Annotated in this window: 15 protein-coding genes; 5 read left to right on the top strand and 10 right to left on the bottom strand. The window is 49.7% G+C overall.

Annotated elements, in window-relative coordinates:
* Nucleotides 1–47: 47 nt before the first annotated feature.
* Nucleotides 48–1,502: an NOL1/NOP2/sun family putative RNA methylase gene (locus K8942_02665; GenBank protein ID UPA23092.1), complete on the bottom strand. Its 1,455-nt coding sequence runs from the start codon at nt 1,500–1,502 to the stop codon at nt 48–50.
* Nucleotides 1,503–1,554: 52 nt separating this feature from the next.
* On the opposite strand from K8942_02665, the gene K8942_02660 reads away from it, so the two are divergent.
* Entirely contained in the window at nt 1,555–1,839 is a 285-nt protein-coding gene (locus K8942_02660; GenBank protein UPA23091.1) for a hypothetical protein, read from the top strand.
* 71 nt (nt 1,840–1,910) lie between these two features.
* Complete coding sequence (locus K8942_02655; protein ID UPA23090.1) at nt 1,911–2,216, top strand: hypothetical protein; 306 nt, start codon at nt 1,911–1,913, stop codon at nt 2,214–2,216.
* Between the two features lie 3 nt (nt 2,217–2,219).
* Here K8942_02655 and leuS read toward each other — a convergent pair whose 3' ends face one another.
* A complete protein-coding gene (gene leuS, locus K8942_02650) occupies nt 2,220–4,631 on the bottom strand; it encodes a leucine--tRNA ligase (protein UPA23089.1) in 2,412 nt (803 codons plus the stop codon).
* Nucleotides 4,632–4,758: 127 nt separating this feature from the next.
* Between leuS and K8942_02645 the strand changes: the two genes are divergently transcribed.
* The 3 genes from K8942_02645 to K8942_02635 all read left to right on the top strand — a co-directional run bounded on the left by K8942_02645 (nt 4,759) and on the right by K8942_02635 (nt 8,354).
* Complete coding sequence (locus K8942_02645; GenBank protein ID UPA23088.1) at nt 4,759–4,944, top strand: hypothetical protein; 186 nt, start codon at nt 4,759–4,761, stop codon at nt 4,942–4,944.
* Between the two features lie 85 nt (nt 4,945–5,029).
* The gene (gene der / locus K8942_02640; protein UPA23087.1) at nt 5,030–6,376 is read left to right on the top strand and encodes a ribosome biogenesis GTPase Der; all 1,347 of its coding nucleotides are present in this window, start codon (nt 5,030–5,032) and stop codon (nt 6,374–6,376) included.
* 103 nt (nt 6,377–6,479) lie between these two features.
* Nucleotides 6,480–8,354, top strand: coding sequence for a tetratricopeptide repeat protein (locus tag K8942_02635; GenBank protein ID UPA23086.1), 1,875 nt, complete (start codon nt 6,480–6,482; stop codon nt 8,352–8,354).
* Nucleotides 8,355–8,359: 5 nt separating this feature from the next.
* Here the strand turns inward: K8942_02635 and K8942_02630 are convergent, their stop codons facing one another.
* The 8 genes from K8942_02630 to K8942_02595 form a co-directional block, all read right to left on the bottom strand.
* The gene (locus K8942_02630; protein UPA23085.1) at nt 8,360–9,001 is read right to left on the bottom strand and encodes an LOG family protein; all 642 of its coding nucleotides are present in this window, start codon (nt 8,999–9,001) and stop codon (nt 8,360–8,362) included.
* Nucleotides 9,002–9,091: 90 nt separating this feature from the next.
* Nucleotides 9,092–10,102, bottom strand: coding sequence for an endolytic transglycosylase MltG (mltG, locus tag K8942_02625; protein UPA23084.1), 1,011 nt, complete (start codon nt 10,100–10,102; stop codon nt 9,092–9,094).
* A gap of 26 nt (nt 10,103–10,128) precedes the next feature.
* Complete coding sequence (locus K8942_02620) at nt 10,129–10,431, bottom strand: YbaB/EbfC family nucleoid-associated protein (protein UPA23083.1); 303 nt, start codon at nt 10,429–10,431, stop codon at nt 10,129–10,131.
* Between the two features lie 170 nt (nt 10,432–10,601).
* Nucleotides 10,602–11,414, bottom strand: a complete 813-nt coding sequence (locus K8942_02615) for a hypothetical protein (protein ID UPA23082.1) — start codon at nt 11,412–11,414, stop codon at nt 10,602–10,604.
* 173 nt (nt 11,415–11,587) lie between these two features.
* The gene (locus K8942_02610; protein UPA23081.1) at nt 11,588–14,191 is read right to left on the bottom strand and encodes a type IV secretion system DNA-binding domain-containing protein; all 2,604 of its coding nucleotides are present in this window, start codon (nt 14,189–14,191) and stop codon (nt 11,588–11,590) included.
* Nucleotides 14,192–14,304: 113 nt separating this feature from the next.
* Complete coding sequence (locus K8942_02605) at nt 14,305–15,204, bottom strand: septal ring lytic transglycosylase RlpA family protein (GenBank protein ID UPA23141.1); 900 nt, start codon at nt 15,202–15,204, stop codon at nt 14,305–14,307.
* A 216-nt stretch (nt 15,205–15,420) separates the two neighbouring features.
* The gene (locus K8942_02600) at nt 15,421–15,900 is read right to left on the bottom strand and encodes a hypothetical protein (protein UPA23080.1); all 480 of its coding nucleotides are present in this window, start codon (nt 15,898–15,900) and stop codon (nt 15,421–15,423) included.
* A 31-nt stretch (nt 15,901–15,931) separates the two neighbouring features.
* Nucleotides 15,932–17,293 carry a peptidoglycan-binding protein gene (locus tag K8942_02595; protein UPA23079.1) on the bottom strand — a complete coding sequence of 454 codons (1,362 nt, stop codon included), beginning with the start codon at nt 17,291–17,293 and terminating at the stop codon, nt 15,932–15,934.
* Nucleotides 17,294–17,382: the final 89 nt, after the last annotated feature.

Below are 17,382 nucleotides of genomic sequence, written 5' to 3'. Positions count from 1 at the left end.
AAAATCTCCAGTTTATTCGGATGTAGAATTTCGTACTTCGAGTTTTTTCAAGAGTACTTCACCATCGCCCGCGGCAGGTTATTCTTCAAATGCCCTTCTTTCGCGAGTCCGATGCCAATCGCCTTTCCGTTATGCCGAATAATGACATGTCCATGCAGTTCCTCCGGACACGAGATGTCCTGAGCTTCCAGAAGCTTTTCCAGTTCGTCATCCGTTACATCGAATACATGCTTTGTTGCGAGATGTCCGCGCAGGGTCGCGACTTCGTGATCGAGTAAGACACGTCCATCTTTGAGGCGCTTGCCAAAAGGAATGCCCAGTGAGTAATCCTGGAGCGGCAAAGGGAAGTGCGCGACGTCTTCATTCGAGAGAAGCAGCATTTCGCCACGCTCAAAAATACGCTCATCGTCTCCGACAAATCCTGTTCCATAGTGTTCGTTCATCATGTTGATGATTTCGTTTTTGCGGGATCTTGGCAATTCCACTTCCTGAAATTTCACACGATCCATCGGTTCCACGTTTTTGGTCGGCGCTGTTTTACGGAGGACTGCAGAAAAGAATCCCTCGGTGTCATAGGTATGAGGCCAGAGACGAATGAGCGGAACTGGCAGACGATCATCTGCGATCAGTGTTTTCTGAACAACAATCGAATCGTTGATTGCCTGGTCCCAGTATCCGTCTGGTGCAATATTCAATGTGCGAGGATCGACAACGTCCAGCTGATCCGGAAAGCGCTCCAGCATCTGCAAAATGACGCCTTCGTTTTCTTCCGGTGTGAGCGTGCAGGTGGAGTAGACTATCCGTCCGCCGACTTTGGTTGCATGAATGGCGGATTCCAGAAGCTGATACTGCAGTCTCGACATTTTCTCGATACTTTCGATCGAACAATAGCGCAGCGCATCGGAATCTTTGCGGACTGTTCCCTGCGCAGTACATGGTGCGTCACAAAGCACGCGATCGAATCGTTCCGTCATGTGTTTTGCAAACCACTGACCGACTTTTTTGGTGACAATCACATTAATGACGCCCGAACGGTGAATCGCATTTTTCAGAGTCCAGAGTCTCTTTTCCTGAATATCATTTGCAAGGATCACTCCCCTTCCCTGCATCTTTGCACCGATCTCCGTTGTCTTGCTGCCGGGCGCCGCACTCATATCGAGGACTGATTCACCAGGCTCAGCCTGCAAAAGTTCCGCAGGCAACATTGATGCGGATTCCTGCATGTAAAATCCACCAAGCAAATGGAGCTCATCGCGACCAAGAGCTTCTTCACGATTTTCACGATCAATAAAAAAGGCTTCGTTGCACCACGGCACCGGCGTCAGTTGCCATCCTTTCTTTTTTCCATACGCAAGAAACTCTTCCACACTGATCTTCAGCGTATTTACACGCACGGATTTACGCAGCGGCCGGGCACTGAAATCATTCAGAGCCTGGAGATCTGTAAAAGGGCCATAGCGGTTGAAAACAGGAAAGCCAGTGGATTCTTTCTTCTGATCCATGCGTAAATACTACAGCATTGACAGGTAAATGTTTAGTTTTATGCTCGGCACCATGGAAAGGCAGCCAATCAATCCCGATGATGACGTTATCCGCGACATTGCGATGTCCGGATTGGCGGATTGTTTACCTATACATATCAATCTGGTTGCTGAAGCACACTTCAATCTGGACTGGGAAAAAACAACGTATATGTCTCTGGTTTTTGAGCGAAGACTGAAAAAAACTGTTCCTCTCTTTAATGCAGACGATGTGTGGTGGGGGTTAGACGGGACAAAAAATCTGGAGGAAGTCGTGCAAAATGTCAGAACGTATATTAAGAGGCTATTCCCACAATAAGTTATACACAGCGTTTCATTGACAATTTTGCTTTAGAGTGTATATTATTATTAATAATACATTTTCAGACTATGTCCACAGTAGAAAGAATAGCACCGGATGAAGTAGAGGTTATTGATCAGACATTTAATGTGATCGCTGACTATAACAGCATTGCGCCGGATAAACAGAAAGGGAAGACATTGCGGGATCTTGGTATTGTCGAGGCAGCAGAAGTTGCGGGATATTCTGTTTTAATTGCCGAACATTTTGGTGTCCGGATACCCATGTATGACCAAATGAAAGGAATCGGAAGAAGTGATGCCTTTTTGCAATGGACCGTTGAAGAATTGGGAAGGTTCACTCATAAAAAAGTACAGGCTTTGTTGATGCAGTAAAAATTACAACACAAAGCTGACCAGCTTTCCTGCCACATAAATCTCTTTCTTGATTGCTCCGTCCAGATATTTCTTTACATTCTCAATTTCTTTCGCAGCCGCAAGAATCTCTTCTTTGGACGCACTTGATGAGACGGATACATCACCACGCAGTTTTCCATTTACCTGGACTGCTATCGTCATCGTGTCTGATTGCAGGAATGCAGGGTTGAAGATGGGCCACTTCTGATTGATAACGAAGGATTGTTTTTCGTTTCTGGTTTCTGGTTTCTGGTTTAACACAGACCAAAGCTCTTCTGCGAGATGTGGCGCAAGCGGCGACAGTAATTTTGCAATAGTTTGAGCTGTATCGAGATGTATCGCATCGCGCTTATCGATGAGATTCATGCACTCCATAAGCGCTGCAATTGCTGTGTTGAACTGCATTTTTTCCAATCCGTCTGTGACTGCCTTGATCGTTTTATGCAGCATGGTCGTCATTTCAGAATCGTCAGTCGCATCTGCATTTGATTTCTCTGTGAGCAGTTTCCACGCGCGCTGCACGAAACGTGCGATTCCTTTTATACCGGTATCGCTCCAGTCACCGCCGTCTGTAAACGGCCCCATAAACATCAGATACATGCGGAAGACATCGCTGCCGTGGTATTCCACAAACGAATCCGGGCTGACGACGTTGCCTTTGCTCTTACTCATTTTGGCACCCTGATTGGTAATAAGCCCCTGATGCACCAGGCGCTGGAACGGTTCATCGTGGGAAACGAAACCGAAATCCTTCAGTGCCATCATGACGAAGCGTGCATAAATGAGGTGCATGGTCGCGTGCTCCGGACCGCCGATATACATGTCGACCGGCATCCATTTCTTTTCGAGTGTAGGATCAACAAACGCATCCGGATTTCCTTCCATCAGGTAACGCAGATAGTAAAAACTGCTGCAGACGAAAGTGTCCATGGTATCGAACTCGGGCGTCCAGCCTGCACCAAAAATTGTTTCTGTGCGCTCGCGGAATTCTTTGGAATCGTAGAGAGGAGATTTTCCCGTCGGTAGGAATTCAACATCGGTCGGCAGAAGCCACGGCAGATGCTTCTCAGGAATTTCGTGTGCATTGCCTTCCGGATCGTACACAATCGGAATCGGGGCACCCCAGTAACGCTGACGGGACACGAGCCAGTCTCTCAATCTGTAGTTAATAAGTCCGCGGCCTTTATCATTATCCTCCAGCCACGCAATCATCTTCTTTTTTACTTCCGCCGTTTTGAGACCGTTGAGGAAATCGGAATTGATAGCAATACCATCACCGGTCAGGGCAGTTGCATCGGGCATAGTCCCATCGACAACTTGTATCATCGGGAGTTTGTAGACAGTGGCGAATGCAAAGTCTCGTTCATCGTGCGCAGGCACCGCCATCACCGCTCCTGTTCCATAATTCATCAGTGCATAATCCGCAATCCAGATCGGCAGTTTTTCACCAGTCACCGGGTGCAATGCAAACGCACCGGTCGGCACGCCTGTTTTCGTTTTCTCCAGCTCCACTTGCATCGCGGTTTTCTTCTTCGCTTGTTCACGGTACACCGCAACCACTCCCCACTGATCCTTCGGTGTGATTTTTTCGACGAGTGGATGCTCCGGCGCAAGGACGACGTATGTCACTCCAAACAACGTATCAGGGCGTGTGGTAAATACTTTGATGATGTCGTCGAATCCTTCAATCGCAAACTGCACCTCCGCCCCTTCACTGCGTCCGATCCAGTGTTGCTGCATCAGTTTGGTTTTTTCCGGCCAATCGAGTGTCTCGAGTCCATCGAGCAATTTCTGTGAATACTTGGAAATGTTCCAGAACCACTGCTTTAATGACTTTTGAATCACTTCTGTGCCACACCGTTCGCAACATCCATCCTTCACCTGTTCATTGGCAAGTACGGTCTGGTCTTTCGGGCACCAGTTCACATTCCCCTCTTTCTGATACGCGAGCTTGTGCTTATGCATCTGCAAAAACAGCCACTGTGTCCATTTGTAATACGACGGGTCTGTCGTGTTCACCATTTTCTTCCAGTCGTACATGCAACCGATTTTCGAGAGCTGCTCCACCATTGTCTCCACATTTTTCTTGATGGACTCTGCAGGCTTCACGCCGGTTTTGATCGCATAGTTCTCTGCAGGCAATCCGAATGCATCAAATCCCATTGGACTGAAGACATCTTTTCCGAGCATGCGCTGGTAACGCGCAAAGCTATCGGCAGGAGCATAGTTGTACCAGTGACCCACGTGGAGCTTGTCTCCACTCGGATACGGGAACATCACCAGAGAGTAAAACGGATCTTTCGCATTTTTCAGATCTGTTTCATACACCCCGGCATCCGCCCAGGCTTTGCGCCACTTCGCTTCAACCTCCGATGGAATATAGTCTCTGTACATCGCGCGGAGTATACAGAGAGCTTTCCGAAGCGACAAATGAGGAATCTTGCGACTTCGCATACCCCAAACATTTGACCACATGAGGATTAGTGGAATACTGCGGCGCTTTATTTCATCCATTCACACTATGAACACTGCTCCCGACAATACCAATGATACGCAGGAAGATTCACCGGAATCTGATGTTTTCCAGCAACTTATAAAGCATAAGCCGGCAGATCCACATGCAAGTCTTTTGAAAATCCTTAATGATGAACATGACCAGATACTTGCCTATTCCAAACTTGAAGTAAGCTACGCCCATATTGGATAATCCTGAGTAAAGAGCCAAAAAACGCATCAAAACACCGTAAAAGGCATGAACCGATGGAGTAGCATCTGCTATACTGTCGGTTCATATGGCCCGCCTCCCTACTGTCGCAATCATCGGCCGCCCGAATACCGGAAAATCCACCCTGTTTAACCGCATGGTCGGACGCCGCCGTGCCATTGAAAGCGACGTTGCCGGAACCACGCGCGATCACGTCGTGTATAAGGTTGAAGGCGAGGAGATGGATTATCTGCTGCTCGACACAGGTGGAATTGGTGGTGGGTCGACTGATGTGGACCTGGAAGATGACGTGGCGACACAGTCACTCATCGCTCTGTCATCAGCAGACCTCATTCTCTTTACCATCAACAGCAAAGAAGACCTGACCGCGAGTGATGCTGCTGTGGTCGAAATGCTCCGCAAGAACAAGAAGTCGCACGTGCCGGTTATTCTCGTTGCCACAAAATGCGATACCCCGGATGTGATTGAAGAACTCCTGCCGCAGTACTACGCGCTGGGCATCAGTGAAGAAGTCATTGGCGTAAGCGCTGTACACCGGACAGGCGTGACGGAATTGGAAGATGCGATTGTGAAATATCTGAAAGGAATGCATTTCATGAAGCAGCCAAAAGAAGAAATAGAAAATACAAATCCTCCGCGTATTGCGCTCATCGGAAAGCCGAACGTCGGAAAGAGCTCTCTTATCAATGCTCTGATGTCCGATCCACAGCGCGCGCTGTCTTCCCGCATTGTGTCCGATATTCCGGGAACCACGCGCGATTCATCCGATACGATCGTCCGCCACGAGGACAAGGATTACATTTTTGTGGATACGGCAGGACTCCGCCGCAAAGCGCGTGTGGAAGAGGATCTTGAGTATCTGAGCAATGTCAAAAGTATCCAGGCCATGTCCGATAGTGATGTAACAGTCCTGATTCTGGATGCGATGGAAGTCGTGAGCAAGCAGGACAAGCGCATTGCAAATCTGGCGATTACTGAAGGAAAGGGTGTGATTATTGTGATCAACAAGTGTGACCAGATGGACAAAGCGACGCGTGCGGAAAAAGAACTGGAAGTCCGCGCCGCCTTCCCCTTCTGCCGCTATGCCCCGCTGCTCTTTACGTCGGCAGTCACACGCGAAAACCTGCCAAAACTCTTTTTGCTGATAGACGCTGTATCCAGAAACCGTGTCCGCCGTATTCCGACCAAAGAACTGCTGCGCTGGTACGAAACGGCAGTGCACCACATTCCGGCTCGCCAGCTTGGAAAGAGCAAGTTCGTGACGCAGGCAGAAGAAGTGCCACCGACGTTCGTGATTTTCGTGAAAGACCCGCGCCAGGTCGGCGTGTCGCAGTTGCGCTTCCTGGATAATAACATCCGTGAAACATTTTCTTTTGAAGGAACGCCCATCCGGTGGGTCACGAAGGAGGGGTGAGGAGACTACCAGTTACTGGTTACTAGTTTATATTTAGAGGTAGCTTTTCTCGGGAAACCAGGAACAAGAACCCAGTAACCAGAAACTTCTATATACTTCTCTCATGTCCCGCTCACAGATTATCGGCACCATTCTTGGATTCTTCTTTGTGACGTTCGCCATTTACGGACTGTCGCTCGGGAACAATTTTGTCGCATGGGATGACAATTATCTGATTATTTCCAATGCGATCATCAAGGGATTTTCGTGGGAACACACGGTTAGCGCGTTTACATCGTTTGATCCGGAACTCTACGATCCGTTGATTTTTCTGGTGTATCAGTTCAACTACATGATCGGTGGAATTGATCCGTTTATGTATCACTTCACAAATCTGGTCCTGCACACACTCAATGCACTTGGAGTGTGCGTGGTCCTCTCAATGCTGACAAAAAAGCGATGGATAGGCATCCTTGGCGGACTTGTATTTGCGGTGCATCCGCTCAATACAGAAGCAGTCTCGTGGGCGTCTGCACTCAAAGATGTTCTTTCCACGTTCTTCTTCCTGGCTTCTCTCATCGTGTATCTTCAGTACCGCAAAAATGGTGACAGGAAATGGATGCTCTATGCAGTGAGCATTATTCTCTTTCTTCTTGGTCTGCTTTCTAAAGTGATGGTGCTGACACTGCCGGCTGTACTGATTCTGATGGATCTGTATGAGAACCGACAATGGTCGAAGAGAATGATCCATGAGAAAATTCCATATGCAGTGCTCTCTATTATTTTCGGTATTGTCGCGCTTTTGGGGAAACAGGATATTGTCACGCAATCGACAATCGTGGAAAAAATGCTGATGGCTGCCAAAAGTACCATCTTCTATGTATGGAGCTATCTGTGGCCGGACCGGCTATCTGTTCTCTACCCGTATTCAAAGCCGATCATTCTTGCATCCCCGGATTTTTTTGTGCCGGTTCTTCTGGTGACAGCAATGATTGGAATCATGATTCTGACATTCAAAAAAGCCCGGCCAATCAGCGTCGGTATCGCCTTCTACCTCATCACCCTCTTCCCGACGTTCTTCAATTTTGCGAAGGGCAATTACTTTTATGTCGCGTCAGACCGCTATGCCTATATTCCACAGATCGGGCTGCTGCTGGCCCTCTTCTTTGTTGTTGATCGTCTTCTGGAGCGGCAGACAGCCAGATACAGACAAGAGTACATCTATACCGGCGTGGGCATCATTCTTCTTATTCTCAGCGTTCTTGCCATGCGCCAGTCGCTCGTCTGGAAGAATACGGAAACTCTCTTTCTGCAAACCCTGAAATACCATCCCGATGCACAGGCCGCTCGGCTGAACCTCGGATATGTGTACCGGGAATCAAAGATGTACGACAAAGCACTTGAGCAGTTCGACATTGTGCTGCGGCGCGAACCGGACAGCGCGCTTGCGTTTGCGAATATGGGACTGGTGTATGAAAAGCAGGGAAGAATCGACGATGCCATCAGCGTGTATCAGCAGGGAATCTCGGCCAAGCCACGTGAACGTGATTCCTACATGAGCCTCGGAATGCTCTACGAGCGTCTGGAAAAACTGGATGAGGCGCTGGCGCTTTATATAAAAGTGACAGAGATCAACCCCGTCTATGCTCCGGTCTACGCCAATATGGGTTCTGTCTATGTGCAGAAGAATGATCTGACGGCTGCACAGGCTGCATATGAAAAAGCGGTGAGCATCAATCCGCATTACGCTGACGCACATTTCAATCTTGCCTATATTCACACAAAAAACGGCAGACTGGCGGAGGCTGCTGCTGAGTATGAAACCACTCTCGCGATTGAAGGCGATACGATTGAGACACTTCAAACCCTGACAGGAATCTACGCTGAGCAGAATAAAGTGGATGACACTGTTCGCACGCTGCAGCGGATACTTGCGATTGATCCCGCAAATACGTTCGCCACGCAATTATTGCAGGCAATAGAATCACAGAACCGGTAAGACGCTTATCCACGTCCCTCCTTCTTTTCCACCACACGGTCATCTTCACGGATCGGGAGCGGGAATGCGCGGATCGCGGTTTCCAGCTTATCGAGAAGCAAAGATGGATCGTCATCGAAGACCATGTTCGGTGGAATCGAACGTTTGCACAGTTCTTCGATAATATGCGGAATAGCGTTGCTGATACCGCCGGAGTTCGTGAGAATGCCGATCGGGCGTCCTTCGTCGTACGCAATTGTCAGTTCATTGAGTGTGCCGACACCGCCACCGATAATCACCACACCGTCTGCTGAACGGATATTGATAATATCGCGTTCCATGAAACCCATGCCGGTATAGATAATCATATCGTGGTCGTGCGGCGACATGTATTCGTGCACATGCTGATGCTCGGAAAATGCAGGAGAGATTCCAACAGAAAAACCACCGGCTTCCTTGCATCCGATCAGCGCATCATTCGGAAGACCCGGACAGGCACCATTGATGAAAATATGTCCGCGCTTTCCGAGTTCCTCACCGACTTTGCGGGCCTTTGCACGGGCAGATGCATCCAGAGTCTGCGGACCGCTGGCAGAACCCATCACACCGATTTTCAAACGGTGATAGTGTTCGTTTCCACTGCTATTGCTATGAGGAAGTGCGTGCATAGGAGGGTTTTTGTTACCTGTATACAGTATAGCGGAAAACGGGGATTTAGGCCAGATAAAGCCATTGGCGCTTCTGTGCAGTTTACGTGCTTATTGCAGATACTTTGCCCGGTTCACGTTGTGCTCATCGTTCGTGACAGCATACCGGATGACGCCATCGCTTCCGTGCAGGTAGTAATAATACGGACTGGCTTGTGGATGAAGAGCGGCTTTGATACTTGAAAGACTCGGGTTTGCAATCGGCCCCGGAGGCAGTCCTGCAAATTTGCGGAGGTTGTACGGAGAATCTGTCTGCAGATCTGTCTGTGTGATTGCGCTGGTCGGCTTATCGACAACGTACCGGACTGCAGCATCAATCCCGAGTACCATGCGTTCATCAAGACGCTTCCAGATAATACCCGACACGACAGGACGCTCAGCAGCGGTTCTTGTTTCTTCCTCTACCAGTGATGCGACAGTCACAATCTGCTCAAGCGACCGGCCGGATGCCTTGATGTCTGCAGCAAGATCTTTGATCACACGGTCACGGAATGTATGGAGCAGACGCTCGATGAATAATTTTGGATCGAATTCTGCAGCCGTGATGTAATACGTATCCGGATACAGATATCCCTCTATTTTTCCGCCGCGTGGAGCCAGCTTTGTACTTGTTGGTAGGAAATCGAATGCGGAAAAATCACAGGTGCGGGCGCAGTTCTGCAAGTCCCCTGCTTTGATAATCTCCTTTTCTGCGAGCATGGCATCGATATCCTCGACCGTAAATCCTTCCGGAATTGTGATGATTTCCTCGGTTGATTTTCCGCCTGCAAGTGTCTGCACCACTTCTTCTGCAGACATAGATGATGTCAGGACAAAACTTCCCGCCTTCAACTCCCCCGCCTGTCCGCTCAGTTTTACGTGCATTTTAAATGCAAAAGCGGAGCGAATGAGATTCTGTTCCTCGAGATTGTTGGCAATGGTTGCGGTGGATGCGCCTTTCTCCACTGTAAAGACAGTGCGCACATCGCTTGCATCCACAGGACTGAGTGCGTGTGTATACCAGCCACGGGCTGCGACAAAGGCGACAAAAAGAAGGACGACGGGAACAATCAGTTTCTTCATGCTTTTTACGTGAAGAGAAACAAAAATCAGGCTTCCGGCAGTTCACCTGTCGGCATACCCATCTGCTTCATGATTGTCTGCATGCGTTCTGCAGCGACAATCTGCGCCTTTCCAAGAGCGCGGTTGAGTGCGTCGATCGTAAGGCGCGGGATATCCTCGCGGGCAACATCCGGTGCAATATCGATGGAAATAATCACCTGCTCGGCGTTCACCACCACAGACACGCCACTTGCCTCAGCTTCCACATGTACATTCTTGAGTTCTTTCTTGATACGTTTTGCGTCCCGCTGGATGCGGTACATGTCTTTCATTTGGGAGAAGCTGGACATAGAGACGGGGTTGAAAGGTTTAAAAGTTGAAACGTTGGGTTGGGAGGAAATACTAGCATACTACCAACCGAGCACAACAAAACGGATACATACTAAAACCGAGCTTCTCCATGGGAGAAACCCGGTTTCCGAACAGAAAGTGTTCGGCCTTGTCCGTTATCTTTTATCCTTTACGTACAGATTTGAGGGAAGTGAGTCTTCAGCCATTCGACATCTTCCTGATCCACCGCCAGAGGCGCGGTTCGGACTGTATGCGGGTGCATCGCATGCTGCTTGATCAGTGACCAATAGGTGATGACGACACTGATGAAGCGGGCGTCATCGCTGTTCATGCCACAGTCACTGCAGAACAGTCGATAGCTTTTCAGGCAGCAATTATAAGACTGGTATGATCCAATTGCATTGCGCTCATACCACCGACCAGACTCAAAATGATTGATCAGGCAGGACTGCAATTCGCCACGCCACCCAGACTCGCAAATCTTCGCCACACTTGTGGAGATTAAAATGTTCAGGTTGGCGTCTGTCGCTCCCGTCTCAATGAGACACTGCAACAGATAGTAGTTTCGCAGAAAATCTTCAAGGGCGCTTGGTCGCGCAATGTGCGCGGCGTCTCGAGATTCAAAAAGAGCATTGAATGCGGACAAGATGGAAGCCCAGTCTGCATCCGCATCCTCCTTCCCGGCATAAAAACCGCGGATGGCTCCGAAGAAAGCAGTCAAACGATTTGTCGGCAATTCCTCCGGCAAAATTTCAAGGACACATTGCTGCACTCCTGGCTGCAAATGAGGCAGCCAGAATAGCACCTGATTCAGCGCTACGGCGACGTCGAGGGGGCTCTCTTCAAAGCACGCCTCCACCACTCCCATCGCGCCATGGAACGAAGAAATACGACCATTGCGGCTCTCATCAATTGCTCCCAATAGTAATGTCTGATAGTTCTTCTTGGTAACATCCAAAACGGTGTTTACAACTTCCAACATGATCGCCTTCCCTTTACTGTAATGTAAAAGATCAAATAACGGACGACACAGTCCGGCTTTTGATCTTTTCGTTCTAGAACTGTGTAGTGTCAATTTACACTAAATTACTATTTTGTCAAATATAGTTTACAGTATGACATGTGTCTTTACGGCATTTTAAACCCTTCCCCGACTTATCGGATAATCCCAATTCTGTCCTCAATCTCTTGGTCTACAAAGATTTTCTTCCGACCGTATTTCATGCGGCTGTATTCCTTGATGAGACCCGCACGCTTGTCATTGCGCAGGGATTCGTCGTAGATGGTTGCCATGCTGAACGGGCGGCTGGTGGTGTTATTGATGTTGAGCTTCACGTAGCAGTTGAAGTTCGGAATACCGATCACATCCTGCTCACCGAGAGTGGGCGCAAATTCCTTCGCCATATACTCTGCATCTTCCGCACCGATCTTAAAGCTCATGATGGAACCCACGTTACCGAAGACGGCGTCGCGGACCTTTGTATTCGCCGCATCGTACGCAGACGTCTTGTCTGCCAGCTGCCCGATGTACTGATGCGCCATGATCAGCGCGAGTTCGTACTTGCGGGCTTCAGAGAGAATCGATGCAAATGCATCAGTGATGAAGTTCTGGAATTCGTCGACGTACAGGTAGAAACGCTTGCGCTGGTCCAGCGGGATGGATGCACGGGACATCGCGGCCATGTTGATTTTATTCACGAAGATAAGACCGAGCAGCTGCGCGTTGATATCACCGATTTTTCCTTTGCTGAGGTTCACCAGCAGGATCTTTCCCTCGTCCATGATCTGGCGGATGTTGAACGCACTCTTCGGCTGACCGATAATGTTACGCATGGTGGAGTTGGTCACGAACGGTCCGAACTTTGCGGAGAAGTACGGAATCATTTCCTCTTTCTCGCGCGCACCGGTCTTCGCAATTTCATTCTCCCAGAAGCTGCGCACCACCACGTTTTTGCACTTTGCAACTTTGTAGCGCTGGAATTCATCGTCCACGAACAGACGCGGCACATCGATAAGCGTGGCACCCTCCTCTTCGTCGTCCATCAATGTAAGACAACCGTTGCGGAAGTAGTGCTGAATACGCGGTCCGAAGATTTCGTTACCGAAGAGCTTGATGAAGATTTCCATCGCATCCAGAGACGCGCGGTCTTTCTCTTCATCCGTTGTTGCCTCAAGCATGTTGAGTCCGAGCGGACGTTCGGTATCGGATGGATCGAACACGATCACATCTTTCGCGCGCTCTTTCGGCACGTGTGCGAGTGCGTCTTCAATCAGGTCTCCGTGCGGGTCCACAATACACACACCTTCACCATTCGCGATGTCCTGACGGGACTGCCAGCTGAGCAACGCAGATTTACCTGAACCGGATTTACCGATGATGTACTGGTGACGGGAGCGGTCCTTGGAATGGAAACGGATGGGGGTTTCCAATGCCCGGTATTTGTTGATGCCAATCACAATTCCTTCTTTCGGGACATCCGGCGGAGGTGGCAGTACTTTGTAGGCGATCCACTGCAGAATCGGCATTTTGTTGTAGCGACTATCGGGGAAGTGGAACAATCCCGCGAGTTCTTTTTCGACAAGCAGACAGTCCTTGGTCAGATGTCCATTAATACGGTTCTTCCACATCCAGTACATGAACGGTGCGTTCCATGCGAGCGGGAAAATTTCCACAAACATGCGGCGGTTCACAAACGCGTTTCCGTACAGGTGCTTGAAGACGTTGAAGGCAACCTGCATGCCGTTTGTCACATCCACCGCCTGCTTCATGGTCTTTGAGCTTGCGAGAATACGCACGGAACAGTGGAACCAGCTCATACCGGCTTTCTCACCCATCTGCTTATACAGCTCTTCCTCCGGGGCAATCATACGCACGAACGAATCTCCGTGTGATGCGCCCGGCGCACTGGATTCACCATTGGCATCCGATCCCATCAGGAATAATACAATCGGGGAAATAACCGGGATGCGAGTGACCCAACTTGCCTTCTTTCCCTTGAACGCCGTGCTCGCAAACGCACGCGCTTTCTTGGACCACTTGTTGCTGAATGACGGCTTAAAGACGAGCTGAATACAAGCCTTATCTTCCGGAGCAAGTTTGCTGAGCACGTTGGCCAGATCATTCAGCGGATCATCCTGCATGTGCTCGTACGTGCGGATGGGGTACATGAATTTTTTCTGCAGCTGCATGTTGAATCCAACAAGCTTCGACCCCTTCGGCCAGATATCGGGCGTCTGTTTCATGGTTACCTCCGCATCCGGGTAATACGCCGTGATCTGCTTTTCAATGATGGACACAAACTTCGGCTGCGTGACGACATAGAACGCAAGCTCACCGTGCTCCGCATACATTTCAAAGCTCATCGTGATGTTTCTAAAAATCCAGTAATGCAGTGACTGCCAGAAAGACAGACTCCGCACTTCCCAGAGCGCGCGATACAGCTGCTCCATGATGGCGACTTTTTCCTTGAAATCTTTTTCTGTGCGCTTCTCCTGATCGATCTTACTATCCGTACGCGGGAGCAGCACCTTCATGCTCACCAACCTCTTCGCATCCAGATACTCACCGGCAAAACGGGTGGCACTCTTAAAGATTCTCCAGCCGACATACACGGTTGAAAGAAAAATCAGTCTGTTGATGGGGTCTTCGCTAAACCAGTTCCAGATCCAGCTCCACAAATCCGGGCGAAACACATACCCACCGACCGTAATCACGATCCACACCACCGGCCAGAAGAAGAATCTGAGGAATGTAACCATTTGTTGAGAGATTTCTCTGGTGAGAGACAATACAGAAAAATCATTTAATTATAGCAGAAAATGGGGGTTTTGGGGAGTCAAAATATGTCTCTTAGAACAGGGTTTCTGATGCTTTATTGAGCACCTTCAGACGATTCAGCAGCATCCGCACAATCCACCACCTTCATCGTCATCTCACGATTACGCCCGTTTGCAGAGCTCAAATGGAACGTGTAATCCCCAAGCATGGAAGGCTTGAGCGTGAATGTTTCGTCCGGAAGAATCCAGTTTTGCATGGAGGACACAAATCCGTCGGGATAGACAACACTGCGGACAACGAATGATTTGTTGGCGCTGAGTGTGAGCTCGGTTCCCATGTGCACAATGCGCGGAAGACCGGGAGCCAGAATGACATCACGTGTAATACGCTTCTGAAGCACTGGCGGCTGCACGCACGGTCCGACAATATTCACATCACCGAGTCTCTGCATGGTTGCGTGGATGACGCCTTTCGACCGGTCAGCAATAGTGGTGAATGCACCGAGACTCAGATCCATGTACCGGTCTTCCACATACGGTCCGCGGTCATTGATGCGCACGGTCACACTTTTTCCGTTATCGACATTGGTCACAAGTACGAGCGTGTTGTGCGGCAGATATTTATTGGCAGCCGTCATGGCGTACATGTCGAATGACTCACCGAACGCCGTCCCCTTCCCATGGAATTTTTCGCTGTACAGACTCATTTCCCGCGGTGTCGTCGCGAGCTGTTCATCCAGAGACTGCATCATGAAAAGGAATTGAGATTCCGTCAGTTCCGGCACGGGTTCGCCTTCTTCCGGCAGACGCGCGATCTGATATTCCGTCAGAAATTCCGGCAGCGTCTCTTCGGTGATCTCTTCCGGGTCCGCAATATTTCTGGAACGGAAGAGCCAGATGAGGGCGGTTATGACATCGAGTGAATCATCGGGACGGAATGTTTCAAAGTCGCCGAGAATATTTCTGGATTTTGCGAAGCGGATTGTTTTATACATCGGGTCACTCGACGGCACATCGGTATACGGTGTTTCTGATGTGTTTCCGACAGCACGGTGCAGACTGTTCCAGACATATTCAAACGCATCGTACCGGCTGATGGGCACGGCCGAACTTTGTGCGAATGTCACAGCCGGAAGCAGCAGGGCAACTATGAAGAGGGAGATGCGATGCATGAGAGAACAGAGTGCAGAAAGGGGCTCCGGAAATCAATGCTAGATCAGTATTCTTCGGAGTTTTTTTATACATTCATGGATGCCCGTAAAAACGGAGGCAGAGGGTTTTTGTGTGGTGATAAGAGAAACCTGATTCGGGTTCTCTTCTTTTTCAGATAACACCCGAAGTGCCATTTCTGCATCCCCTTCCAGGCAATCCAATTCAGATGGAGTCGTATAGTGCCTGATGGTCGGTTCCATCTGCATGAATTGATAAAACACTATGAGATGATATTCAATAGTCGCAGCATCTGGACCGGTGGACCTAATGATATCAATGCATGTACTTAAATATTCAGATGCCTTCTTTAATTCGCGTCTGTAATGGAGCGTCTCCAGTTCAGTGAGCGATTGTCTGACTGACTCAACAGCATGGATAAGATTCTCCAGAAAGATCTTTTTCTGCGCATCAGACCACGAATGGCCAATCACTTCTAGAAGTGTGAAGAGCCCTGCTTCTGCATGCGTCTCATGTTCCATCCATCACATTCTTCTCCGTTTTTTATCAGTGTCAAATACTCTCCCACCCCGCAGCACGCACCACACGATAGAGCTGCAGCACCTGATCTTCTTTCATGCGACGGAGTGTGACAGGGCCGACGGTCCCTGCGCCTTTGTCTTTGTCTGTTTTTATGAGGCCACGCGCAATCTGGTAGTCAGTGACTGCTTTTTTGGTGAGCTCACCAAAATTGCCGTTCACTTTATCTGCAGGAAAGAAACCAAGCGATGCAAGCAGAGTCTGTGCCATGCGCACGTTCTTGTTGTTCTGACCCTGGTTCAGGAATGCATTCACGAGTGCACCGCGTTCGACGAGCACGTCATTCACGCGCTTGAGTGCGATAATCTTTTCCGCACGCTGCACCACCATGCGACGGCGCCAGTCGTTCACAAGCTGCAGACGGGTCTTTGGACCAATGCGTCCTGCTCCGGGAGATGCAGCATCGCCAACCAGCTTCTGGTCCTGCTGATACTTCAGGATTGCCGCGAAAATGGCGTCTGTATATTGACCGTCTGTGCGGCCGCGGTAGTACCCGAGGTAACGGAGCAGACGCTGGGCGCGCTGGATATCTGCGGTCGTGCTTTCCTTTCCAATGAATGACACGGGGTCCTGCTTGTCGGTATCCATGCTGGTTGCAGCAACGAGATACGCAGCGGTAATAGATGTCAGCTTCGTTCCGTCCCCTTCCAGCTGATAGTCTGCCTGGAACTTTGCCAGCGCTTTCTTTGTTTCCTCACCGAAGTTGCCGTTTGCCTTCACGGTAAAGAGGCCAAGCATCTTGAGCTGTTCCTGCATCTGGGACACAGTCATGCCATTGTCACCCATGGCCGGCTCCGATGCTGGCAATGTATTTTCTGCAACAATATAAGGCTGGAGCTGATCGATCGGTGCCGGGAGATTTGCAAGATCGATATCCTCAGCGGGTTGTACCGTTTTCGGCGGATACACACGACCGCGGATTTTCTTCACACCGAATTCCAGTGCACGGGCGAGGCCCTCTTCTCCATGACCAGCCCACACATCCAGGCGATGTGCCTTTTCCAGTTCCTGAATAGCACCACCGCGATCATGCACAGTCATGGTACCAAGACCAGGAAGGACAATGCGTGTGCCGAACGCATACGTCGGAGGCGCTGCGAGCATACCCGGATAGACAGCGGTACCGTCTGCACCGTGTGTACCGTTTCCGTTCAGGATCTTATCCGCTTCTTCACTCCCCTTAATGTAGCAACACTGATCCGGCAGCGGCGAGTAATACGCCGTCAGAATGAATTCCTGTTCATAGGATCCATCGCTTCCTGCTTCTGCGGCGACCGCGACGGCCGGCATCACGAGGGAAACGAGCACAATGCTACTGATGAACTGCTGCAACATGGGATGTGTGTGGGTGTGAATAGATTTCCAGATATAGTACCATAAAATGCTTTTGCTTTCCTGCACTGGGGCATGACAAAAAGAGTGAT

Source organism: Candidatus Peribacteria bacterium (genome assembly GCA_023038255.1).
In the GTDB taxonomy this organism is placed as follows: Bacteria; Patescibacteriota; Gracilibacteria; order Peribacterales; family Peribacteraceae; genus CALREJ01.
Note: the sequence above shows the minus strand (reverse complement) of the source record. Positions and strands in the feature narration are given on the sequence as shown.

What these genes read in the sequence shown, in the direction of transcription:
- K8942_02645 (UPA23088.1), top strand. Translation starts at nt 4,759, where the DNA reads ATGAACACTGCTCCCGACAATACCAATGATACGCAGGAAGATTCACCG.
- leuS (UPA23089.1), bottom strand. Translation starts at nt 4,631, where the DNA reads ATGTACAGAGACTATATTCCATCGGAGGTTGAAGCGAAGTGGCGCAAA.
- K8942_02630 (UPA23085.1), bottom strand. Translation starts at nt 9,001, where the DNA reads ATGCACGCACTTCCTCATAGCAATAGCAGTGGAAACGAACACTATCAC.
- K8942_02615 (UPA23082.1), bottom strand. Translation starts at nt 11,414, where the DNA reads ATGTTGGAAGTTGTAAACACCGTTTTGGATGTTACCAAGAAGAACTAT.
- K8942_02620 (UPA23083.1), bottom strand. Translation starts at nt 10,431, where the DNA reads ATGTCCAGCTTCTCCCAAATGAAAGACATGTACCGCATCCAGCGGGAC.
- der (UPA23087.1), top strand. Translation starts at nt 5,030, where the DNA reads ATGGCCCGCCTCCCTACTGTCGCAATCATCGGCCGCCCGAATACCGGA.
- K8942_02635 (UPA23086.1), top strand. Translation starts at nt 6,480, where the DNA reads ATGTCCCGCTCACAGATTATCGGCACCATTCTTGGATTCTTCTTTGTG.
- K8942_02665 (UPA23092.1), bottom strand. Translation starts at nt 1,502, where the DNA reads ATGGATCAGAAGAAAGAATCCACTGGCTTTCCTGTTTTCAACCGCTAT.
- K8942_02595 (UPA23079.1), bottom strand. Translation starts at nt 17,293, where the DNA reads ATGTTGCAGCAGTTCATCAGTAGCATTGTGCTCGTTTCCCTCGTGATG.
- K8942_02660 (UPA23091.1), top strand. Translation starts at nt 1,555, where the DNA reads ATGGAAAGGCAGCCAATCAATCCCGATGATGACGTTATCCGCGACATT.
- K8942_02655 (UPA23090.1), top strand. Translation starts at nt 1,911, where the DNA reads ATGTCCACAGTAGAAAGAATAGCACCGGATGAAGTAGAGGTTATTGAT.
- mltG (UPA23084.1), bottom strand. Translation starts at nt 10,102, where the DNA reads ATGAAGAAACTGATTGTTCCCGTCGTCCTTCTTTTTGTCGCCTTTGTC.
- K8942_02610 (UPA23081.1), bottom strand. Translation starts at nt 14,191, where the DNA reads ATGGTTACATTCCTCAGATTCTTCTTCTGGCCGGTGGTGTGGATCGTG.
- K8942_02600 (UPA23080.1), bottom strand. Translation starts at nt 15,900, where the DNA reads ATGGAACATGAGACGCATGCAGAAGCAGGGCTCTTCACACTTCTAGAA.
- K8942_02605 (UPA23141.1), bottom strand. Translation starts at nt 15,204, where the DNA reads ATGTATAAAACAATCCGCTTCGCAAAATCCAGAAATATTCTCGGCGAC.